This window comes from Herbaspirillum autotrophicum (genome assembly GCF_001189915.1).
Classification (GTDB): domain Bacteria; phylum Pseudomonadota; class Gammaproteobacteria; order Burkholderiales; family Burkholderiaceae_D; genus Herbaspirillum; species Herbaspirillum autotrophicum.
The window spans coordinates 57,469-79,328 of the sequence record NZ_LFLS01000026.1 but is presented as its reverse complement, the minus strand read 5'-3'; the positions used below and the strand labels follow the sequence as shown (position 1 = coordinate 79,328).

General features: G+C 58.6%; 18 protein-coding genes. 2 read left to right on the top strand and 16 right to left on the bottom strand.

Annotation, left to right across the window (positions count from 1 at the left end; all coding sequences use genetic code 11):
* Window positions 1–156 precede the first annotated feature (156 nt).
* The 4 genes from AKL27_RS18985 to AKL27_RS18970 are packed head-to-tail and all read right to left on the bottom strand — an operon-like array spanning window position 157 to window position 5,107.
* Window positions 157–1,359, bottom strand: coding sequence for an ABC transporter substrate-binding protein (locus AKL27_RS18985; RefSeq protein ID WP_050464417.1), 1,203 nt, complete (start codon window positions 1,357–1,359; stop codon window positions 157–159).
* Between the two features lie 54 nt (window positions 1,360–1,413).
* Window positions 1,414–2,868: an NAD-dependent succinate-semialdehyde dehydrogenase gene (locus AKL27_RS18980; RefSeq protein ID WP_050464416.1), complete on the bottom strand. Its 1,455-nt coding sequence runs from the start codon at window positions 2,866–2,868 to the stop codon at window positions 1,414–1,416.
* Between the two features lie 56 nt (window positions 2,869–2,924).
* On the bottom strand, window positions 2,925–3,860 hold the full coding sequence (locus tag AKL27_RS18975; RefSeq protein WP_050464415.1) for a hydroxymethylglutaryl-CoA lyase: 936 nt from the start codon (window positions 3,858–3,860) through the stop codon (window positions 2,925–2,927).
* 35 nt (window positions 3,861–3,895) lie between these two features.
* Window positions 3,896–5,107 carry a CaiB/BaiF CoA transferase family protein gene (locus AKL27_RS18970; protein WP_050464414.1) on the bottom strand — a complete coding sequence of 404 codons (1,212 nt, stop codon included), beginning with the start codon at window positions 5,105–5,107 and terminating at the stop codon, window positions 3,896–3,898.
* Window positions 5,108–5,654: 547 nt separating this feature from the next.
* On the opposite strand from AKL27_RS18970, the gene AKL27_RS18960 reads away from it, so the two are divergent.
* On the top strand, window positions 5,655–6,542 hold the full coding sequence (locus AKL27_RS18960) for a LysR substrate-binding domain-containing protein (RefSeq protein ID WP_050464412.1): 888 nt from the start codon (window positions 5,655–5,657) through the stop codon (window positions 6,540–6,542).
* A 59-nt stretch (window positions 6,543–6,601) separates the two neighbouring features.
* Here the strand turns inward: AKL27_RS18960 and AKL27_RS18955 are convergent, their stop codons facing one another.
* The 12 genes from AKL27_RS18955 to AKL27_RS18900 all read right to left on the bottom strand — a co-directional run bounded on the left by AKL27_RS18955 (window position 6,602) and on the right by AKL27_RS18900 (window position 21,171).
* A complete protein-coding gene (locus AKL27_RS18955) occupies window positions 6,602–8,056 on the bottom strand; it encodes an NAD-dependent succinate-semialdehyde dehydrogenase (RefSeq protein WP_050464411.1) in 1,455 nt (484 codons plus the stop codon).
* A 201-nt stretch (window positions 8,057–8,257) separates the two neighbouring features.
* Window positions 8,258–9,382 carry a zinc-dependent alcohol dehydrogenase family protein gene (locus AKL27_RS18950; protein WP_050464410.1) on the bottom strand — a complete coding sequence of 375 codons (1,125 nt, stop codon included), beginning with the start codon at window positions 9,380–9,382 and terminating at the stop codon, window positions 8,258–8,260.
* A 13-nt stretch (window positions 9,383–9,395) separates the two neighbouring features.
* A complete protein-coding gene (locus tag AKL27_RS18945) occupies window positions 9,396–10,166 on the bottom strand; it encodes a glucose 1-dehydrogenase (protein ID WP_050464409.1) in 771 nt (256 codons plus the stop codon).
* Window positions 10,167–10,176: 10 nt separating this feature from the next.
* Window positions 10,177–11,610 carry an aldehyde dehydrogenase family protein gene (locus AKL27_RS18940; RefSeq protein ID WP_050464408.1) on the bottom strand — a complete coding sequence of 478 codons (1,434 nt, stop codon included), beginning with the start codon at window positions 11,608–11,610 and terminating at the stop codon, window positions 10,177–10,179.
* Between the two features lie 35 nt (window positions 11,611–11,645).
* A complete protein-coding gene (locus AKL27_RS18935; protein ID WP_050464407.1) occupies window positions 11,646–12,317 on the bottom strand; it encodes an ABC transporter ATP-binding protein in 672 nt (223 codons plus the stop codon).
* Window positions 12,318–12,329: 12 nt separating this feature from the next.
* Window positions 12,330–13,073, bottom strand: a complete 744-nt coding sequence (locus tag AKL27_RS18930) for an ABC transporter ATP-binding protein (protein ID WP_050464406.1) — start codon at window positions 13,071–13,073, stop codon at window positions 12,330–12,332.
* The gene (locus AKL27_RS18925) at window positions 13,070–14,014 is read right to left on the bottom strand and encodes a branched-chain amino acid ABC transporter permease (RefSeq protein ID WP_050464405.1); all 945 of its coding nucleotides are present in this window, start codon (window positions 14,012–14,014) and stop codon (window positions 13,070–13,072) included. Before AKL27_RS18925 ends, AKL27_RS18930 begins: the two co-directional genes overlap by 4 nt.
* Complete coding sequence (locus tag AKL27_RS18920) at window positions 14,014–14,919, bottom strand: branched-chain amino acid ABC transporter permease (RefSeq protein WP_050464404.1); 906 nt, start codon at window positions 14,917–14,919, stop codon at window positions 14,014–14,016. Before AKL27_RS18920 ends, AKL27_RS18925 begins: the two co-directional genes overlap by 1 nt.
* Window positions 14,920–14,928: 9 nt before the next feature.
* Window positions 14,929–16,203, bottom strand: coding sequence for an ABC transporter substrate-binding protein (locus AKL27_RS18915; RefSeq protein ID WP_050464437.1), 1,275 nt, complete (start codon window positions 16,201–16,203; stop codon window positions 14,929–14,931).
* 586 nt (window positions 16,204–16,789) lie between these two features.
* Window positions 16,790–17,650 carry a FecR family protein gene (locus AKL27_RS18910; protein WP_050464403.1) on the bottom strand — a complete coding sequence of 287 codons (861 nt, stop codon included), beginning with the start codon at window positions 17,648–17,650 and terminating at the stop codon, window positions 16,790–16,792.
* A complete protein-coding gene (locus AKL27_RS18905) occupies window positions 17,619–19,505 on the bottom strand; it encodes a filamentous hemagglutinin N-terminal domain-containing protein (RefSeq protein WP_050464402.1) in 1,887 nt (628 codons plus the stop codon). The genes AKL27_RS18910 and AKL27_RS18905 overlap by 32 nt, the downstream gene beginning before the upstream one ends.
* A 7-nt stretch (window positions 19,506–19,512) precedes the next feature.
* A complete protein-coding gene (locus AKL27_RS18900) occupies window positions 19,513–21,171 on the bottom strand; it encodes a ShlB/FhaC/HecB family hemolysin secretion/activation protein (protein WP_232311029.1) in 1,659 nt (552 codons plus the stop codon).
* Between the two features lie 220 nt (window positions 21,172–21,391).
* Between AKL27_RS18900 and AKL27_RS27860 the strand changes: the two genes are divergently transcribed.
* Window positions 21,392–21,604 (top strand): hypothetical protein, encoded by a 213-nt coding sequence (locus AKL27_RS27860; protein ID WP_157057009.1) that lies wholly within the window; start codon window positions 21,392–21,394, stop codon window positions 21,602–21,604.
* Window positions 21,605–21,860 lie beyond the last annotated feature (256 nt).

Below are 21,860 nucleotides of genomic sequence, written 5' to 3'. Positions count from 1 at the left end.
TTGCAAGGCTGGCGCCGCCTCAAACCGGCAGCGCGCCTGTTTCAAAAACCGTGCGCGGCATCGGGATCCAGATCCCGGGCCACGCACGGTTCATTTCCGCTCCATCTGATAACCATCCCGTCCCGGCTACCGCCGGCCGCGATGGCATCGTCTCGCTTACTTCTTCAGATCAGCCGGCTTCAAGGCCTTGGTGATGTCGTCGTCATAGCTGACGATACGGCCATCTTTCCATTGCGCCAGGTGGAAGTCGGTTACCGACAAGGCTTCGTGGTTGGTCTTGTTGAATGGCTTTTCATAGGTCTTGACCACGCCTTCGGTACGCGGCAGGTTTTCCAGTGCCTTTTGCACTTTGGCGCCGTCGGTGGTGCCGGCCTGCTTGATCGCTGCTGCCAGCAACATCACCGAGTCATACGATTGGGCGGCAGTCACGAAGGCCGTCATCTTCGGGTGCTTTTTCAACAAATCGGCATTCAGCTTGCGTGCCTTCGGCGTGCTGGTTTCGGTGGTCGATGCGGTGAAGATCAGCTTTTCGCCGAGCTTGGGGCCGGCCAGCTGAATCATCGGGGTATTGACGTTGGCCCACGAACCCAGTGTCACCGGGAAGTAGTTGACCTTTTCCATGCTGCGCAACACGTAGGCGTTGGCATCGGCCAGACCGTAGATGATCAGCGTGTCCGCGCCGCTTTCCTTGATCTTGCTCAGTTGCGAAGTCATGTCGGTATCCTTGCCGCCGAACTTTTCTTCCGCCACCGGCTTCATGCCGTGCAATGCCAGCACCTGATTCAAATCCTTCAGGCCTTGCTGACCGTAACCGGTAGAGTCGGCGATGAAGGCAATCTTCTTGTTCTTGGTCGCTTTGACTGCATACGCCACCAGCAAGGCGATCTGGTCGCGGTCGATCATCGAGACGCGGAAGATGTAATTCTCGCCGCTGCTTTCATAACGCTTGGTGATGTCAGTAGCAGTCGCAATCGGCGAAATCACCGGAATCTTCTTTTGTTGCGGCAGATGCAGCCAGGCCATCACGTTGCCGGAGTTGGCCGAACCGATCAGTGCCACGACCTTTTCGTTGTCCAGCAATTCATTGGTATTCTGGATCGCCTTCGGCGGTTGCGCCACGTCATCGCGCGCCACGATTGCCAGCTTGCGACCCAGCACGCCGCCGCCGGCATTGAGTTCGTCGGCCGCCTGTTGCGCGCCCCACAGCGCCGACAGACCGAATTCAGCCGAACCGCTGGCCGACATATCGCTGTTGTAGCCGATCTTGATTTCCTGGGCAATCGCCGACAACGATGCCATGCTCATAATGGCTGCGGCAGCCACCGGGATCAGTTTTGATGTACGAAAAATAGATAACATTGCAGTCTCCTCTTCAGATTTTAAAAACGTATTTGCCTGTCCGTCGTACCGGCATTACAACTTGCCGGCCATGCAGACGTATTTCAGTTCCATGAACTCTTCCATGCCGTAACGCGATCCTTCGCGCCCGACACCCGATTCCTTGATGCCGCCAAACGGTCCGACTTCATTCGAAATCATGCCGGTATTGACACCCACCATGCCGTATTCCAGTTGCTCCATCACGCGCCAGACGCGGTCGATATTGCCGGCGTAAAAATACGCAGCCAGGCCAGCGGCGCTGTCGTTGGCCATGTCCAGTGCCTGCTGTTCGGTAGTGAAGGTGCTCAAGGCCACCACCGGGCCAAAGATTTCTTCGTGTGCAATCGTCATCGCCGGTGTAATGCCGGACAACACGGTCGGCTGGTAGAACAAGCCGCCCAGCGCGTGCAGCGCACCGCCGGTCAGCACTTGCGCGCCTTTGTCGATGGCATCGGCCACCAGACGCTGCACCTTGTCGATGGCGGCGGCATTGATCAGCGGCCCCTGCTCGACACCATCCTGCAAACCATTGCCGACGCGCAGGGCATTGACCTTCCGTTGCAGACGTGCAGAAAATTCGGCGGCGATGTTCTCTTGCACGAAGACCCGGTTGGCGCAGACACAGGTCTGGCCGGCATTGCGGAATTTGGAAAACATCAGGCCGTCGACGGCCTGATCGATATCGGCATCGTCAAACACGATGAACGGCGCATTGCCGCCAAGTTCCAGCGACAGCTTCTTGATATTCGATGCGCATTGTTCCATCAGCAGACGGCCGGTAGCGGTCGAACCGGTGAAAGTCAATTTACGGACAATGCTGCTGCCGCTCAGCTCGCGACCGATGGCCACCGGATTGCCGGTGACGATATTGAACACGCCATCCGGAATGCCGGCACGCCGCCCCAGCTCAGCCAGCGCCAACGCCGAGTACGGCGTCAATTCGGCCGGTTTCAGCACCACCGTGCAACCTGCGGCCAATGCCGGCGAAACCTTGCGCGTCACCAGCGCACACGGAAAATTCCAGGCCGTGATGGCGGCGCATACGCCAATCGGCTGACGGATTGCCATCAGGCGCTGGTCGCTGCGGGTATTCGGCAAGACATCGCCATAGATGCGCTTGGCTTCTTCCGCAAACCACTCGACAAAGGACAACGCGTAGTGCACTTCACCGCGTGCCTCGGCCAACGGCTTGCCGTTTTCCAGCGTCATGATCAGCGCCAGATCGTCGATATTTTGCAAAATCAGTTCATGCCAGCGCCGCAGAATCGCCCCGCGTTCCTTGCCGGTCTTGCGGCGCCATGCCGGCAAGGCCGCATCGGCGGCGGCAATCGCGCGCCGCGTCTCGGCTTCCCCCATGTCGGGCACACTGCCGAGCGGGCTGTTGTCGGCCGGATTGTTGACGGCGATGACCGCGCCACCGGCGGCATCACACCACTCACCGCCGATATACGCTTGTTGCCGCCACAGCGACTGATCTTGTAATTGCATCGTTTTATCCTCGTTTGATCCCTGAGCCATCAGATGATGTTGCTCAAATCAGGTGTTCAGGCCGTTGCCGGTCTGGCATGCAGTTCATCGCGCTTGCCGGCGCGGATCAGATTTCCCGGTACATCGTGGCCGACGATCTGTGGCAGATCGCGCGCGATCGCCAGCAGCCGGTCAAGGTCGACCCCGGTGTCGAAGCCGCTCGATTCCAGCATATGCACCATGTCTTCGGTACAGATGTTGCCGGTCGCGCCGGGCGCAAACGGACAACCGCCGATACCGCCGAGCGAGGCATCGAAACTGTTGATGCCGCCATCGACGCCGGCGATGACATTGGCCAGCCCCATGCCGCGCGTATTGTGAAAATGCAGCGTCGCCGGCAGCTTGGAAAACAAATCCATATACGCCGCCGACAATTCCGCCACCTGGCGCGGATGCGCCATGCCGGTAGTGTCAGCCAGCGTCACGCTGTGCATGCCGAGCGCCTGATATTGCTCTACCGCCCACAGCACGCGATATACCGGCTGGTCGCCGTCGAACGGGCAACCAAACGCCGTGGCAACGGTGCCGTTGACCTTGACTTCACTGCCGCGCACCAGCTCCATCACGCGCCGGAACTGTTCCAGCGATTGCTCGCAGGTCATGCGCATGTTGGCCAGGTTGTGGCTCTCGCCAATCGACATCACCAGATTGATTTCGTCAACGCCGCTTTCCAGCGCCCGTTCGCAGCCGCGTTCATTCGGCACCAGCGCCACGTAAGTAACACCTGCCACCCGCTCAATCCCGGCCATCACTTCTTGCGCATCGCGCAGATTGGGAATTGCCTTCGGCGACACGAACGAAGTCACTTCGATCTTGCGCAAGCCGGTACGCGACAGGCGATTGATCAGTCCGATCTTTTCTTCGGTCGGCACAAACTCCGGCTCGCTCTGGAAGCCGTCGCGCACGGCGACATCATTCACATAAACGCGTTTTTCTGCTTTGGCAAACAACATGTTGTTCTCTCTTCGATACTTCTTGATGGGTGACGTCAGATCACGCCGCTGTCACGCAAACGCACAATTTCCGCAGCATCGCGACCCAGTGCCAGCAAAATTTCTTCGGTGTGTTCACCCAGTTGCGGACCGACCCATTTGGTCTTGCCCGGGGTCGCCGACAACTTCGGCACCACGCCCGGCAAATCGATGCGCTGACCATCCGGCAAGGCATGCTCTTCAATCATGTTGCGCGCGCGGTAATGCGGATCTTCATAAATGTCCTTGGCGGTGAACACGCCGCTGCTCGGCACTTCTGCCACCTCCAGCGCCGCCAGCACTTCCTCGATTGGCAGGCTGGTGGTCCAGTTGGTAATCGCGGCGTCGATCATGTCGTTTTGCTGCACCCGGCCGTCATTGCGCGCCAGATCCGGGTTATTGCCGAGATCGTCGCGTCCCATGGCCTTCATCAGGCGCTTGAAAATGCTGTCGGAATTGCCGGCGATGATGACGTACTTGCCGTCTTTGCAAAGATAGGTGCTGGAGGGTGAAATGCCGGGCAGGCTGGCGCCCACGCGTTCGCGCACCAGACCGAACCGGGCGTATTCCGGGATCAGGCTTTCCATCACGCCAAACACGGCTTCATACAAGGCGATATCGATGAACTGCCCCTGGCCGCCGTTACATTTCAGGTGATGCATCGCCATCAACGCGCCGATCACGCCATACAGCGACGCCAGCGTATCGCCGATGCTGACGCCGACCCGCACCGGCGGCCGGTCGGGAAAGCCGATCAGATTGCGCAGCCCGCCCATCGATTCGGCAATCGCGGCGAAGCCGGGACGCTTGTGATACGGGCCATCCTGACCATAGCCGGAGACCCGCACCATGATCAGATTCGGATTGATGGCCGACAAGGCATCCCAACCGAGTCCCCACGATTCCAGCGTGCCGGGACGGAAATTTTCGATCACGATGTCGGCATCCTTGACCAGATCGCGCACGATCTGCTGTCCGGCTTCCGATTTCAGATTCAGTGTCAGGGATTTTTTATTGCGGCTCTGCGAGTACCACCAGAGCGATGTGCCGTTGTGCAGCTTGCGCCATTTGCGCAACGGATCGCCATCGGTCGGTGATTCGACCTTGATCACATCAGCGCCGAATTGCGCCAGCAGGCCCGCGGCATAAGGGCCGGCGATCAGGGTGCCGAGTTCCACGACTTTAACGCCAGCAAGCGAGCTGGACTGATTTTCTGCAAGTGTTTTCATTGCCGCAACGATTCATCTCTAAGGTTACCGGCACCCGACAGCGCGCCATTCTTGTATCGTGAGAATGATCGGATACCGCAGCAACGAGAGGAACCTGAGAGAACGAACATACTGCGTGCCGCTGCATTGCCGGCAACATTTGTCTCCTTGAGCCAGTCGATAAACCGCGATGCTCTGATCATTATTCTTATGAGAGCGGATACTAATTTTTCGACACGTTCAACTAAAGAAGTAAATAGCGAGGATGCCATCGTGATTGGCGACGTCCAAAATATGGAATCCTGGTCTTCGATCAAAAACCCAGACGGCATCAGTGTTTGCGGCGATGTTGCGACGCAGGATAAATAACGGAAAAACCGGCAAGCTGTGCTTCGCATTTTTTTCGCATTGAAGCTGCACGCGGTGAAAAAAATCAATGACCGCTATAATTGCGGGCAATCGAAGCCGCCGTTTCTCTCATCGGAACCGCGGCTGACCGATGCCGCTTTCGCCCACTTTCACACCCAGCCCTGCCCCGCTCACAGCGGCATGGCAGCGAGGTCACCGCATGAGACTCGATCCGATCTCTCTCAAATTATTCATCAGCGTGCTGGAAGAAGGCACGATTGCCGCCGCCGCCGAACGCGAACATATCGCCGCCGCTGCGGTGAGCAAACGCATGAGCGAAATCGAAGCCCAGCTTGGTACGCAATTGCTGGTCAGAACCAATAAAGGCATCAGTGCCACCGCCGCCGGCCTGGCCTTGTCGACCATGGCGCGCCGGGTGTTGCATGAGCTCGATGAGATTTCCGTACAGATGCAGGAATATGCCAGCGGCGTGCGCGGGCATGTGCGCGTGTTTGCCAACATCTCCGCCATCACGCAATTCTTGCCGGGCGAGATCAAGTCATTTCTCGAACAATATCCGCAAGTGCAGGTGCATCTGGAAGAAAAAATAAGTACCGTGATCACCAAGGCGGTGGCAGAAAATTCAGCCGACATCGGCATTTTCACGATGGAACCGCACGGCCTGGGGCTGGAAGATTTTCCGTATCACGAAGACAAGCTGGTCTTGATCACGCCCGCCGAACATCCGCTGGCGGGCAGCAGCAGTCTGCGTTTGCGCGAAGCGCTGGCGTATGATTTCGTCGGCCTGCATACCGGCAGCGCGATCAATCGCATGTTGCTGCAACATGCCAACGATCTCAACCTGCCGCTCAAACTGCGGATACAAGTCACCAGCTACGACGCCTTGTGCCTGATGGTCGATTCCGGTCTCGGCGTGGCCTTGCTGCCAGCCGCCGTCGCCAGTCATCACGCCAAGAATCTGGCGATTCGCATCATCACGCTCAACGAAACCTGGGCCCGGCGCGAATTGCGCATTTGCGTGCGCGCCTATGACGCACTGCCGGTGGCGGCCAAATTGCTGGTATCGCATCTGCGGCGTGATGCATGAAAAAACCGGGAACAGCAATGTGCTGTCCCCGGGTTTTTTTCGTCATCTCCAGCTGATGTTCAAATGCCGCCGATACATAAATACTTGGTCACCAGATAATCATCGAGACCGTAGCGCGAACCTTCCCGCCCCAGTCCCGATTGCTTGACGCCGCCGAACGGCGCCATTTCATTCGAGATGATGCCGGTGTTGATGCCGACCATGCCGTATTCCAGTCCTTCCGCCACGCGCCAGACGCGGCCGATATCGCGCGTATAGAAATAACTGGCCAGTCCGAATTCGGTATCGTTGGCGAACGCCACTACCTCTTCATCCTTATGGAAACGGAACAGCGGCGCCAGTGGTCCGAAAGTTTCTTCTTTCGCCACCAGCATGTCCTGCGTGGCATTGAGCGCCACGGTCGGTTCAAAGAAGGTCTGGCCCAGCGCATGCGGTTTGCCGCCGGTGACGATCTTGCCGCCCTTGGCGATGATGTCGGCCACATGTTCTTCGATCTTGCGCACGGCGTTGCCGTCGATCAATGGTCCCTGCGTGACATCCTTGTCGATACCGCTGCCGACTTTCAGTTTCTGCACCGCTGCCACCAGTTTGGCGGCGAAAGCGTCATACACGCCATCCTGTACATAGATGCGGTTGGCGCACACACAGGTCTGGCCGGTGTTGCGGAATTTGCTGGCAATCGCACCGACGACGGCGGCATCGAGATCGGCATCGTCAAATACGATGAACGGCGCATTGCCGCCCAGTTCCATCGATACCTTCTTGATGGTGGCCGCGCTCTGCTCCATCAGCTTGCGGCCGACTTCGGTGGAACCGGTAAAGCTCAGTTTGCGCACCGTCGGATTTTCCGTCATCTCGGCGCCAATCGCCGCAGCGGCACCGGTCACCACCGAAAATACGCCTTTGGGCACGCCGGCCTCCTCGGCGAGTACTGCCAGCGCGAGGGCGGAAAACGGTGTCTGGGTTGCCGGTTTGACCACAATCGGACAGCCGGCGCCGAGCGCGGCACCGACCTTGCGCGTGATCATGGCGGCCGGGAAATTCCATGGCGTGATGGCGGCGCACACGCCGATCGGTTCCTTGATCACCACAATCCGGGTCTCGCCCGAGGCGCGCGGAATGGTGTCGCCATAGGCACGCTTGCCTTCTTCGGCAAACCATTCCAGATAAGATGCGGCATAGGTGACTTCACCTTTCGACTCGGCCAGCGGCTTGCCTTGTTCAGAAGTCATGATCAGCGCCAGGTCATCGGCATTGGCCAGCATCAGATCGAACCAGCGGCGCATGATGAGCGCCCGTTCTTTCGCGGTCTTCTTGCGCCACTCGCCCCAGGCCACATTGGCGGCGGCAATCGCACGCGCAGTCTCGGTGCGGCCCATCTTGGGAATGGTGCCAAGGATATCGCCGGTGGCAGGATTATTCACCGCCACGGCAGCGCCATCGTCAGCATCGGTCCAGACACCATCGATATAACATTGCTGGCGAAACAACGCGGGATTCTTCAGGGCAAGCATGGGAAATCCTTTCTTCGGTCAAAAATGGGGAAATGTCTGAATACGGTTGCAATCAAGTTCTGATGAGACTGACCGCAGCGAGTTCCCCGGCGCCGGGCAATCGCTGCCGATGCCGCTGGTCAGCCAGCACCGGCAAAAGAAAACGCACTTCACGGCATGCCTGAAGTGCGCTTTTCCTGCTGCCGGCAACTGCGGGACCAATCAAAACTCGATCAAATCCCGCAAGCCCTCGCCCGATGCCAGCCGGTCAAAACCGCTGTTGATCTCGGCCAGGCTCAGACGTTGTCCCATCAGCTTGTCGATCGGCAAACGGCCGCGCTGATACAAACCGATGTAGCGCGGAATGTCGCGCAGCGGCACGCAAGAGCCGATATAGCTGCCTTTCACCGTGCGTTCTTCCGCCACCAGCGCCACTTGTTGTAAGGCCCATTTCTGATCGGGTGCCGGCAAACCGGCGGTGACCGTCATGCCGCCCCGGCGTGTCATGCGAAATGCCGCTTCCATTGCCTGTACCGAACCGGCCATCTCAAACGCATAGTCGACCCCGCCCTTGGTCAGCGCCTTGACCTTTTCGACGGCATCGGGATCGCGGGCATTGATGGTGGCTGTTGCGCCCAGGGATTTTGCCAGCGCCAGTTTGCTGTCGTGCAAATCGACCGCAATCACTTCGCGCGCGCCGGACGCCAGTGCGCCGAGCATGGTGCACAAACCGACGCCGCCCAGACCGAGCACCGCCGCAGTGGTGCCAGCCTTGACTTCAGCGGTATTGACCGCAGCACCGACCCCGGTCAGCACCGCACAGCCGAACAAGGCCGCTTCAATCGGATCGATATCGGCTTCGATCTTGACGCAGGAACGGCGCGATACCACGGCGTGATCGGCAAACGCCGATACCCCCATGTGATGATGGATATGCTGTTGTTTGTTTTGCAGCCGCATTGCCCCCGACAACAATTGCCCCTTGCCATTGGTTTCCGCCCCCGGTTCGCACAGCGCCGGCCGGCCTTCCATGCAGGGCATGCAATGACCGCAGCTCGGCACGAACACCAGCACCACCAGATCGCCGGGGCGCAGGTCGGTCACACCGGCGCCGACTTCCACTACCTCACCGGAGGCTTCATGCCCGAGCGCCATCGGCACCGGCCGCGGACGCACGCCGGTGATCACCGACAGATCGGAATGGCACAGCCCGGCGGCGCGCATCCTGACCAATACTTCGCCCGCTCCCGGCGCCGCCAGATCGAGCTCTTCGATCTTCAGCGGCTGGCTTTGTGCAAACGGTTGCACGGTCGTCATTTCACGCAATACGGCGGCCTGGATTTTCATGTCTTGCTCCTTGTCAGATCACGCGTCCGCCATCGACCGGCATTTCCAGCCCGGTCAGGAAATGCGACGCATCAGTGCCCAGAAATACGGCCACATTGGCAATGTCGGTACCTTCGCACATGCGGCCCAATGGAATCGTAGCGATAAAGCGAGCCCGGCTTTCGGCCGTATCGGGTACGCCCATGAATTGCTCCAGCAAACCGGTCGCGCCCATTACCGGGCAAATCGCATTGACCCGGATGCGGTCCGGCGCCAATTCCACCGCCATCGATTTTGACAGCATGTTGACCGCGCCCTTGGAGCTGTTGTACCACGTCAGTCCCGGACGCGGCCGAATGCCGGCCACGGAACCGACGTTGAGGATCACGCCGCCCTTGCCGGGTTGCCGCAGATTGCGCTCGCGCAACAAGGGCACCACCGCATGCGTCATGTGATAGATCGATTTGACGTTGATCGCAAATACGCGGTCAAACGTGGCTTCATCGACATCCAGCAACGGCTGATTCTTGTGCGTAGTGCCGGCATTGTTGACCACGATGTCGGGCACGCCATACTTGCTGACGCACAATCTGACGGCGGCATTCACTTGCGCTGCATCAGTGACGTCGCACGATACGGCCGTGGCGCTCGGCCCCAGTTCCTGCGCCAGCTTTTGCGCCGCCGTCAGATTGATATCGGCGATGATGACCTTGGCGCCCTCACGTACATATGCCCGCGCGATTTCCGCGCCAAAGCCGCCGGCGGCGCCGGTGACGATGGCGACTTTGTTTTGCAGTTGCGACATGTGGACTTCCTTATTTGTAATACTGGACAATGGTTTTGGTGGTGCTCATTTCTTCCAGCGCCAGCAACCCTTTTTCGCGGCCGTGACCGCTCTTCTTGACGCCGCCGAACGGCAATTCGACGCCACCGCCGGCACCATAGCAATTGATGAACACCTGACCGCTCAGCACCCGTTGCGCCACGCGTGCCTGACGGCTGCCATTCTCGGTCCAGACCCCGGCCGCCAGACCGAATTCGGTGGCATTGGCCAAGGCAATCGCATCTTCCTCATCCTTGAATGGAATCGCCGACAACACCGGGCCGAACACTTCCTTGCAAGCCAGCCGGTGATCGCGCGGCACCTGCCCGAAGAAGGCCGGCCTGACGAAATAACCATCGGCCGGCAAACCGTCACCGAGCGTTCCCTGCGCCAGCAGCGGCACGCCCGACTCAACGGCTTCGGCAATGAACTTGCGCACCCGTTCGTATTGTTTCTTGTTGACGATGGGACCGCAGTCGAGATCCATCTCGGGCGTACCGACCCTGACCGCGCGGAACCGCTCGGCCACCAGCGCGGTGAATTTGTCGTAGATGCTTTCCTGCACCAGCAAGCGGCTGCCGGCAGAGCATGTCTGGCCGGCATTCTGCGTGATGGCCTTGACGATCACCGGCAGCGCCTTTTCGAAATCGGCATCTTCAAACACGATTTGCGGCGACTTGCCGCCGAGTTCGAGTACGCAGGGAATATGATTGCGGGCGGTCGATTCCTGCACCATGATGCCGACTTCCGGCGAACCGGTGAAGGTGGCGAAATCAATGCCGGGATGGGCCGTCAGCGCCGCGCCGGCTTCATGGCCGTAACCGGTCACCAGATTCAGCGCTCCCGGCGGGAAGCCTGCTTCGAGTGCCAGTTCGGCGATCTTGATGCCGCTCAGGCAGGCATCTTCCGATGGCTTCAGCACCGTGGCATTACCCATCGCCAGCGCCGGCGCCAGCGAACGGCCAAACATCTGGGCCGGGTAATTCCATGGAATGATGTGCGCCGTCACGCCGTGCGGCACGCGCACCAGACTGACGTTATAACCTTCCAGGTAAGGAATGGTTTCGCCATGAATCTTGTCGGCAGCGCTGCCATAAAATTCGAAATACCGCGCCACTACCTTGACATCGTTACGGGCCACGGTAATCGGCTTGCCGGTGTCGCGCGCTTCCAGTTGCGCAATTTCTTCGGTGTGGTCGAGAATCAGTTGTCCCAGCTTTTGCAGCAGACGGCCGCGCTCGGTTGCCGTCAGACGGCCCCACTCGCCGCTCAGTGCGGCGCGCGCTGCTGCCACTGCCTGATCGATGTCGGCTTTGCCGCCGCGCGAGATCGAGGTGAATACCTTGGCGTTGCTGGGATCAATCACATCAATGGTCTGGCCATCTTGTGCGGCTTGCCAGCGACCGCCGATCAAAATCGTTTTCATGCTGTTCTCCATATGAGTTTGAATGTGTTCTGCAGTCAGTGCGCGCCGGCCACGTCATGCATCAGCTCGCCGCGCTCCAGCGTCAGCGTGTCATCCGGCAAATCGCGCAACAGACTGCGATTGGATTCGGTCACCACGACGCAGACTTCGCTGTCGATTTCGCGCAGCCGCCGCAGCGACTCGCCGTATTGGGTCGCCAGTACCGGCGCCAGCCCCTGGAATGGTTCATCCAGCAACACCAGCCGGGTGCCGGCCATCAAGGCCCGGCCCAGTGCCGCGATCTTGCCCTGACCGCCGGACAAGGCGGCCCCCGAGCGCGGCAGCATTTCTTTCAGTTGCGGCACCACCACCAATGCCTTTTCCAGACGCAGGTCAATCTCTGCCTTGGACAAGCGCAACACATCGCACGGCAGGCGCAGGTTTTCTTCAACCGTGAAGGTCGGAAACATGACCCGGTCTTCCGGCGCATAACCGATACCGAGACCGGCGCGGCCATGTTCCGGCACCGATGCCAGATTGCGGCCATCGAATTCGATGCTGCCTTCCTGCAGCGGAATCAGGCCCATGATGGCGCGTAGCAAGGTGGTCTTGCCGGCGCCGTTGCGTCCCACCACCGCCAGCAGACTGCCGGAACGGAACTCGGTTTCGATCTGACGCAAGACCGTGATGCCGGCGATTTTGGCGCTGATCTTCTTGATCTTCAGCATAGGTTTTCCAATCTACTCTCCAATCACGTTGCGGCGGATTTCCGGATTGTTCAATACCTCATCCGGCTTGCCATCGGCAGCGATGCGACCGGAAATCCAGGCCGCTACGCGGGTCGCATATCTGGTCACGATATCGACATCATGTTCGACAAAGATGGACGTGATTTTCTGTTCATCGAGCACGCGCATGATGATCGCCATCAGGCCATGTTTTTCATCGGTAGAGACACCGCTGGTAGGTTCATCCATGATCATCAGTTTGGGTCGCAGCACCAATGCCATGGCAATGTCGAGCAACTTGCGCTGCCCTTCCGGCAACAACGAACACAATTCATCGGCGCGCTCACGCAGATTGACCAGCTCCAGAATGTGATCGATCTCGGTTTCCGGAATCACTTTTCCCAGCGGCGTCCAGATGCGCAATTTGCCGCTGCGACCGGCTGCCGCCAGGCGGATGCAATCACGCACCGTGTGTTCCAGGAACAATTGCGGCAACTGGAATGAACGGCTGATGCCGCGCTGTACGATCGCCCGCGGTGTCAGCCGGGTGATGTCGCGACCATCGAAACTGACACTGCCGCCGCTGGGCCGGATAAAGCCGGTGCAGATATTGATGAAGGTGGTCTTGCCAGCGCCGTTCTGGCCGATCACTGCCAGCCGTTCGCCCTCGTGCAGTTCAAAGTCGATGTTGTCGGCGGCCACCACGCCGCCGAACGCCAGTTGCAATCCCTTGGTTTGTAACAGTGCTTGCGTCATGGTTTTTCCTCGCGCCGTCCGCCTTGTTTGAACAGCAGGCCGGACAAGCCGGTCGGTACGAAAAACACCAGCCCGATCAAGACAAAACCCAGCACCATTTGCCAGGCGCCGGTGAACAGCGCCGCTGAATACAGCTTCACGAATTCGAACACCACCGCGCCCAGGAAGGCGCCGACCGGATGGCCGATACCGCCCAGAATCGAGATGAACACGATCTCGCCGGAACGCACCCAGTAGCCCATTTCCGGTGTCACCAGGCCTTGCATCAGGGCGAACATCGCCCCCGACAAACCGCACAAGCCGGCCGAAATCACATAGCCGATCCACAAGGCCCGATTGGCAGACAAGCCGACATACTCCAGTCGCGTTTCATTGGTCTTGACCGCCGCCAGGGCCTGGCCGGCAATCGAGTTCAGATAACGCTGCACGGCCCAGGCCAGTGCCACCGCCAGCACCACTGCCACAATCAGCAGAGCGGTTTCGAAACCATCCCGCTCCAGCTGCATGCCGAAGAAGGTGGAACGGGCCAGACGGATGCCGTCGGTGCCGCCGGTCAGGCTATAGAATTTGCCGAGAATGGAAAACAGCACCATCGACAACGCCAGATTCAGCATGCCAAAGAAAATCGCCCGGTAACGCACCACGAACAAACCGATGATCATGCCCATGACGGCACCGAAGACGGTACCCAGCAAGATCAGCAAGGCACTGTCGAGTTGCGGCCAGGCCCGGGCCACGAACGCCACCGCATAGCCGGCGGCGCACGCAAACATGGCATGTCCGAACGACAGTTGCCCGGCCCGGATCAGGATGGAGACACCAAGTGCGGCAATGCCGAAACTGGTGGCAATCACGATCGGTGTTTTCAGCCACGGCCACATGACCGGCGCCAGCAGTGCCAGCAATACCAGCACCACACCTGCAATTCTTATTTTCGACATCACACTCTCCTCGCCTGGGCCACGGAAAACAAACCCTGAGGACGAAACAGCAAGACCAGCACCATGATCAGATAAGGCACCAGCACTTCCATTTCCGGTTGCAGATACACCGCGAACGACCGCGCCAGACCAATCAGCAGCGCCGTGATCAGCGTGCCTTCGATCTGCCCCAGTCCGGCCGTGGCCACCACGGCGAACGACAGCACGATCATTTCGGCGCCGACTCCCGGTACCAGCGAGGTGGTCGGCGAGGCCAGCGCGCCGCCCAGTGCACCGAGCATGGAACCGAAGATGAAGGTCAGCAGACAAATGCGCTTGGCATCGATACCCATGGCCATCGCCACTTCGCGGTGATGCGCCACTGCCACGATCTGGCGTCCGGTACGGCTGGACTTGAGAAAGTAGCGCAAGCCGATGAACACGATCAGCGCCACGCCCGGCAACACCATCAGCTGATAACGCGTATAGGTGATGCCCAGCACGTCGGCCACGCCCAGATAGGTGACGATGTCCGAAACAAAATACGGCTGCGAACCCCAGATCATGCGTTGCAAGTCTTCGAAGATCATGAAGGCGGCAAAGGTCACCAGCAATTGCAGTATCTGCTCCTTGTGATAGATCCGGCGCAACAGAAAAATCTCCATCACGGCGCCGAGGATCGCGCCCACCACCACGGCGGCGATCAGCAACCAGAGAAACGACCACGCCGGTGAAAATTTTGCCGCCACCGCCCACATGCCGAGCGTGGCTGCAAAATAACCGCCGAAGGCGTACATGCTGCCGTGCGCCATGTTGAGTATGCGCATCACCCCGAACACCAGTGTCATGCCCAGCGCCACCAGAAACAGCAGCGCTGCGTATGACACGCCGTCGAGGACGGCGAGTAAGAACAATTCCTGATTCATGGCGGCGACTTAGTTGGCCAGCGCCGGGAAAGTCTTGATCTTCGGATCGCGCAGAATTTCCGGCTTGATGGTCTTGACCCAATCCACCGACTTCTGGCCGACCGGCGCCGTGATCAGTTCAGCCGGATAGATTTCCACCTTGTCCAGAATCGGGAATGGGTACGCGGCAGTTTTCTTGGTAATGCCCAGCAACTGATCTTCCAGGCCCTGACCATCGGCGCGGATTTTCACTTCCCGTGTCAGGCCGCGGAAATTCAGGCCGTGCATGGCATCAGCCAGTTGCTCGGTGCTTGGCCATTGCCCCTTGTTGGCCTTGATCGCCTTGTCGTAACCGGACACCATGCCATCCAGCGCCTGAATCATGTGATACACCGAATAGATCGGATAAGAACCGGTCTTGGCCTTGAACTTCTGCACGAAATTCTTGAGCTTGGGATCATCTTTCAATTCCGGATGCAGGAAGTAATGGTCACCGCGAGCGCCGACGATCACGCCGTCCGGCAAGGTGGTACCGAGACGCTCCAGCGAACTTTCCGCCAGCGGCAAGACGAATTGCGAATTCTTGATCAGACCGCGTTGTGCCGATTGCCGCACGAAGGTATCCAGATCGCCACCCCATGATGTCGACAGAATCACGTCCGGACGCAATGCCTGCAAGCGGCTGATTTCGGTCGAGAAATCGGACGCGCCGAATTTCGGGAACAACTCGGCCACTACTTTGACATCCGGCTTGAGCACCTTCAGCGTATGCGAAAACAATTCCCATGAATCGCGGCCCCAGGCATAGTCCTGGTTGACCACGGCAATGGTTTTGAAGTTGGGCTTTTGACGCAGCAGATACAACACGCTGGCAACCATTTCGGTAGTGGCGTTGGCCTGAGTCCGGACCACGTAGCGATAGCGTTTTTCTTCGAGCACTTTTTCGGTGCCGCAATCCCACAGGATATTCAACACCTTCAAATCTTCCGCGACCGGCGCGATGATGTTGCAACTGCCGCTGGAGATGGCGCCGAACATGACCTTCACGCCCTGCTCCTGCACCACGCGGCGATACTCCGACAACAGCTTGTCGCCACCGACGCCTTCATCGATGAAGGTCGGCACCACCTTGACACCATTGATACCGCCAGCGGCGTTGAGGTCATCGATATAGATTTCTGCTGCCTGCTTGGCCGGCACCCCGAATACCGAAGCCGGCCCCGAGGTGAAGGTGGTGATGCCGATCTTCAGTTCGGCCGGTTTGGCATTTTGTGCCTGCGCGCTGCCGCTTGCAGTGGCGGACATGACCGCCACTGCAGAAACGGTAGCCAGAATCAAACGTGACATTTTTGTTGTAAACATATCTCCTCCAGGAAAATCGATAGTCCGAATTGCCATTCCACCAGCGCGACAGCTCCGGTGTTGGTTTTGCGTTTTGTGTACGTCTTGCGCCTGCTACGGTCCGAAGCAGGCGCAGCACCGCATGACGATTGCGCCTGTTCCACACCTGACAATGAAGTCTCCTGCGTTGTTATTTTCAGCATCACGCATGATCGGCACAGGGCACCGACAGACGCGTTGATTTACCAGCGGTCACAGTGTGATGCGGGCCGGCAGGCGACACAATTCGTATTTTTGGAAGGGGGGCTTTGCTTGGCGTTAAGTCATTTTTTCAAATAAATCATGATTGAAAACAATGACTTATTCGATGACATCGACAATGAACTGGCGCCATTGCGGATGCTGCGATGCCGCATCCGCAATGGTGCATTGCAAGGCGGGAGGAGATTTGTCGTGCAAAAGAGTGTTGGCTATGGCAGCAGCGCAACGATGTCGTTGTGCACTCCCGGTACCAAGAGCGAAGACGGCGGCGCATGCACCGCCGGTAAATCTATCGCACCACGCAGTCGACCATTCCAGGTGTGGTGCCGCCGGATCCGACGGCAGAAGTCGGCGCAGAAAATGCAGGCGGCGGTGTAAATTGCATCCCGGGGTTGACCGGCAGCATGACAGGCGGCGTCTTCACACTCGGCGTAAAGCCGAACTGACCTGCGCTAAAGTTCGATGTGCCGGCCGGATTGGTGACATGAATCAGTCCGTCCAGCACCTGTACATAGAGACCGGGAGCACGTGTCGCCGTTGGTGATGGTATCAGCAGCTGCGCCAGCAACAATGGCGCGCTCACGGACAACGCCGGCGCATCGGTACGCACCGCCGCATCAGCGATATCAAGCACCGCTGTACTGGCAAACAGAAATGAGCGCAGCATCGCTTGTGCTGCCACATCGGCCTCGCGATATTCAATGATGGCAGTGGCGCCGCCGATATTGACCTCTCCTTGCGGGGTCATCAGGATGGCGCGTTCGGGACTGCGTTTGCCGAGCAGTCCGGCCGTGACCTGCAGGCCGCCGCTGACCAGCGCAAAACGCGCCTGATCCTGCTGCGGCTGGCTGGCATCGAAAGAAAATTTCTCGATGCGCAAGGTGGTTTCCGGCTGCAAGATGATTTCACTGTCATCGCTGAAATGAAGTTTCGCGTAGCTGTCCTTGCGCGTGGCCAGCGTGTCCCCTTCGGACAAGACCGAGTTGCGCGCCAGAATCCGGCTTTTGCCATCGGCCTTCTTGACCAGCAAGGGACCGCTCAGCAGCAGTACCGTGCCGATGGTTTCTGCGGCATGTGCCAGCGCTGCGAAAGACAGCAACGCCGAGCACAGCGCGAACTTAATTACAGTAAAGTTTTTTGATTGGCGCATTGGTTAGGGGTCCTGAGCTCGCTGGTTGATTAGAGGTCGCGGTTTTGTCGTCTTTTTTGATATCTGATGCCGGTGCCGTGGCCTCTCCCTTGGGGCTGCTGACAAGGGTGGCAATAAAACCCGTCCCCGGCAAAACCGGTAACGCAGTGTTGATGATATTGACGGTCGTATTGAGCGCCTGCGCTATCGGCGTCGATATCTGAGTCGATGTCTGGCTCAATATCTGTGTCATCACGTCAGTGATGGTCAGTGCCCCGCCATTGGTGTTCAACGCCGCCAACCGGATAACCCGTCCCATGCCGCTGGCAGTACCGCCGCCTTTGTCATTGGCCGACAAGAGCAGTGCGCCGCCGTGGGTAGTGATGCTGGCATTGACATTGATGTTGTTGCCCGCTTGCGCCGTCAATCCGACGTTGGCCGCAGCAATGTCGATTGCGGTATTGAAGTTGATATCATGGCGTGCCTGCAAGGTGACATTAGCCTGCGCGCCCGAGAGTTGCAAGCCGTTGACCGATGAGGTTACGCCGTCAGCCACATTGGCGAAAGCTGCCATCTCGGATAACGGACGATCATCGCCGGGAAATTCCACCGTAATGTTGTAGGGATCAAGCAACCACTGTCCGGCCTTACCTTTGGCCGCCGCGGCATTGACACGAATGCCGGCCACATCGAGATGATGTCCGGAGGTTTCAATGAAACCGCCGTCGCCACCGTGCGCGCCGCCGTGTGCAGAGATCGCGCCATACACTTGTGCGGTCTGGTCCCCCCACACAATCACCTTGCCGCCATTGCCCTGCACCACGGCATCCGAGGCGATTTGCGCATCCTTGCTGACATAGACTTGCTGCGCATTCATGAGCGCCGTGTTCTTGCCCTGATAATCGCCGCCGATCAGGACCGTGCCACCGCCATTCTGACCGCTGGCATCGACGCGGGCGTTATCCATCAAACCGACTTGGGTACCGAGCACCTGAATTTCGCCACCGCCATCGACACTGGTGGCACTGGTGCTGCTGCCGACTTCGAGCAACGCAGTGCGACTGGCCTTCAATACGATTTTCCCGTTCTCGCCGACCACCGCGCTATTGGCATTGATTTGGCCGCGCTGATTCACCAGCGCGCCATAGATACCGATCTTGCCGCCCTGTGCAATCACGTCACCGAGGTTGAGTGCCTGATCGGTCGGTGCCGATACCACCACATGCATCGCCGGATCGGCCGAATCGGCCAGTTGTACGCTGCGTCCGGCAACCAGCAAGACTTCACCTTTGGGGGACGTAATGATGCCGCTGTTGCTGACATCCGGCGCAATCAGCATCACCTGGCCACCGGACGGCGTGGTGATCGCGCCTTGATTGACGACGCTGCCAGCGACAGCGCCGGCCGTAAAGTTATATTTCCCGGCCAGAAAATCGGTATTGCTGATAGCCAGACTCGATGCCACCAGACCGGCCACATTGACCTGAGCGCCGGCACCGAACATGACGCCATTGGGATTGATCAGGAATACCCGGCCATTCGATTGCAAGGCGCCCAGAATCCGGCTCGGATCTTGTCCGGTAATGCGATTGAGCACCGCGCTGCTGCTGTTTTGCTGGATGAAACGCGTGACTTCGCCGGCCTGAATCGAAAAATTCGACCAGTTGATGATGGCATTCGGGCTGTTGGTAATCGTGAACACATTCCCTTGCCGGGAAAATGTGACGTTGCCGTTGACCACGGTGGCGCCGCTCGGATTGGCGCGTACCGGCGCGCTGACGCCAAAGCAGAGCGCCAGCGACAACGCCAGCAAAGTACACCGGCTGCCGGCCAGGCCGGGTCGTGACTGCAACAGTGAATCGGTGTTGATCTTCATGGTATTCCTAAAACGTCAGACTGAGACGCACATGCAAACGATTGTCGCCGCGCTGCGTGGCCGTGGCCTCGGCGCGCAGTACATGGCCGATGTCCATTTGCAGATCGACATTCTTGCGGAAGGCGACGCGGGCACCGACGCCGATACTGCTGATCGTGATGAGTTTCAATTCACCCGGCAAGGCTTGATTGCGGGTGGCGCGCGCCATGTCGTAAAAGCCCAGCACGCGGCATTGCCAGTCGCCGTTGCGACACAACTGCGGCGAGTACAGTTCGAGATTGCCGTTGATGCCGGAATCGTTGGAAATTTCACGCTCGTCAAAGCCGCGCACCGAGGTCGCGCCACCGGCGCCGAACTGCTCACCGGAAATCAGTGCGTCACTGGTGTATTGACCATTGATGATGGCGCGCACTTGCCACTCTGCCGGCAACGCTTGCGTCACGCTGCCGCCGAAACGCAGGATATTGTAATCGGCGCGCGCATCGAGGCGGGCAATGTCGAAGTCTTGCTGGTTGCCTCGCTCGCCGCCGGGAATATTGTGCAGCAAGGTCAGTGCCAAACCGACCGCACCGCTGGCATGGGTCCAGTTGCCCTGATAGCCGACGCTGACCGGATGCACGGTAACGCTGTTGCCGATATCCACGCCCAGCACTTGCACGCTGTTCTTGAACGCCTTGTAATCCAGCCCGTACACCAGCTTGGATTCATAATTGGCACCGGCCGTCAGATTCTGGTTATAGCGTGCGCCGTATATCGACCCTTTGCCGCTGATGCCGAGGTTGAGCAAACCCGCTGTCACGGTGCCGGCATCGACATCCGAATAGGCGCCGAAGAAATCCAGCGAATCGCCGAGCGCATACAAGGGAATGTGATACCCGACGCTATATACACTGACCTGATTGGGTTTTTCCAGCGTGGTGCTGTAGCCCAGATTCAAGACATGATCGCGTCCGAACAGATTGGCATTTTGCAAAATGACCCCGGCGCGTGTGCGGCCGGTTTGCTGGCTGCCGGTGTTGTCAAGATTGACGGCAACGCTCCATGGCGATTCATCGGTCACGGCCAGCCGCACATCCACCTGATCGGCCTGCTCGCCGCTCTGCAAACTCATAATGGTTTTCTTGGCCGGATTTTCATTGGCCAGTTTCAGACTTTTGGAAATCGCGCTCAGATTCGGCGCCTGCCCTTCCACCAGCCCCGGCAGCGATTGACGGATATTGGCCTGATCGACATGCTGATTGCCTTCAACCTTGACGCTGCCGATGCGGGCCGGGGTCACGGTCAATATCACCACGCCCTGATCCAGCTCCTGCTCCGGCACTTCAATATTCACCAGCGGAAAGCCGCCTTCACGATAAGCCAGTTGCAAGGCTTCCTGCGCCGCCGCGACGTCGGCGAACTCGCGCTGCTTGCCGGTATAGGGCGCCAGCAGCGCATTGATTTTGTCTGCCGGCAGCATGGTGTTGCCACGCACATCGAATCGGTTGATATCGAAATAGACCGCATCGGGATCGGATGCTGCGGCGTTTGCGTACCCCGGCGCCAGCAGCATTGCGCCTGCGGTCAGCGTAACCGCGAGCAAGTGACGCGCAAAAACAGATCGAGCGCCCCCGGCTTCTCCTGCCCGATATGCCAGAGGCACGGACAGGCCAACACTTTTTTTCATTTTTCTTTTCCCTGAACACGCTCTTGGACGGCAGTTGAATGCGCGTCACCTGGTACTTATCTGCTTTATTTTCTGACTTGTGTGCCGGTATTTGTTCGTCGTTCGTCTTCCCGGTGGCACTCCATTATTGCAGAGAAATCGCTGGCAACTTGCCCCTTCATCTCACTTTTCACCAAATAAATCCGAGATCTGCACGGCGAACAACACGCATCAGAAATCGATGCATCCATTATTGTTCATTGAATATCAATCCATGCCGGCATTTAGTTTCCCAATAGAAATACATGCCGGCAGCGGTCATGATCAAAAGGGAGCCACCTATGTGGCAGGCGGCAAAAGAAACGGCGCAGCGGACCACGGCAACAATCTCCGCCCTTCGCGATCTGGCGCAAATGACGGTGCAGTAAGTGAAAATGCAATGCTTCAGAATTGACATGCGCGAGCCGGATCCGGGCAAGGACAAATTGTTCATTCATCCCGAACTGATGGACCTGCACAGTGAAGATGGCAACGCGGTGTGGCCGGAGATCGCCGCTCCGGAAAATCCCTGAGGGACAATGGATGGAGCAAAATGGATGACGCAGAAATGACAAAAGCCAGCACAAGGCTGGCTTTTTGAATTCTGGTGGAAAGTGCAAGTTTCGAACTTGCGACCCCTGCAGTGTGAAAGCGATAAGGGGTGTTTATGG

Coding starts and splice junctions, on each gene's coding strand:
- AKL27_RS18985 (WP_050464417.1), bottom strand. CDS start 1,359: ATGTTATCTATTTTTCGTACATCAAAACTGATCCCGGTGGCTGCCGCA.
- AKL27_RS18980 (WP_050464416.1), bottom strand. CDS start 2,868: ATGCAATTACAAGATCAGTCGCTGTGGCGGCAACAAGCGTATATCGGC.
- AKL27_RS18975 (WP_050464415.1), bottom strand. CDS start 3,860: ATGTTGTTTGCCAAAGCAGAAAAACGCGTTTATGTGAATGATGTCGCC.
- AKL27_RS18970 (WP_050464414.1), bottom strand. CDS start 5,107: ATGAAAACACTTGCAGAAAATCAGTCCAGCTCGCTTGCTGGCGTTAAA.
- AKL27_RS18960 (WP_050464412.1), top strand. CDS start 5,655: ATGAGACTCGATCCGATCTCTCTCAAATTATTCATCAGCGTGCTGGAA.
- AKL27_RS18955 (WP_050464411.1), bottom strand. CDS start 8,056: ATGCTTGCCCTGAAGAATCCCGCGTTGTTTCGCCAGCAATGTTATATC.
- AKL27_RS18950 (WP_050464410.1), bottom strand. CDS start 9,382: ATGAAAATCCAGGCCGCCGTATTGCGTGAAATGACGACCGTGCAACCG.
- AKL27_RS18945 (WP_050464409.1), bottom strand. CDS start 10,166: ATGTCGCAACTGCAAAACAAAGTCGCCATCGTCACCGGCGCCGCCGGC.
- AKL27_RS18940 (WP_050464408.1), bottom strand. CDS start 11,610: ATGAAAACGATTTTGATCGGCGGTCGCTGGCAAGCCGCACAAGATGGC.
- AKL27_RS18935 (WP_050464407.1), bottom strand. CDS start 12,317: ATGCTGAAGATCAAGAAGATCAGCGCCAAAATCGCCGGCATCACGGTC.
- AKL27_RS18930 (WP_050464406.1), bottom strand. CDS start 13,073: ATGACGCAAGCACTGTTACAAACCAAGGGATTGCAACTGGCGTTCGGC.
- AKL27_RS18925 (WP_050464405.1), bottom strand. CDS start 14,014: ATGTCGAAAATAAGAATTGCAGGTGTGGTGCTGGTATTGCTGGCACTG.
- AKL27_RS18920 (WP_050464404.1), bottom strand. CDS start 14,919: ATGAATCAGGAATTGTTCTTACTCGCCGTCCTCGACGGCGTGTCATAC.
- AKL27_RS18915 (WP_050464437.1), bottom strand. CDS start 16,203: ATGTCCGCCACTGCAAGCGGCAGCGCGCAGGCACAAAATGCCAAACCG.
- AKL27_RS18910 (WP_050464403.1), bottom strand. CDS start 17,650: ATGCGCCAATCAAAAAACTTTACTGTAATTAAGTTCGCGCTGTGCTCG.
- AKL27_RS18905 (WP_050464402.1), bottom strand. CDS start 19,505: ATGAAGATCAACACCGATTCACTGTTGCAGTCACGACCCGGCCTGGCC.
- AKL27_RS18900 (WP_232311029.1), bottom strand. CDS start 21,171: ATGAAAAAAAGTGTTGGCCTGTCCGTGCCTCTGGCATATCGGGCAGGA.
- AKL27_RS27860 (WP_157057009.1), top strand. CDS start 21,392: ATGCATCCATTATTGTTCATTGAATATCAATCCATGCCGGCATTTAGT.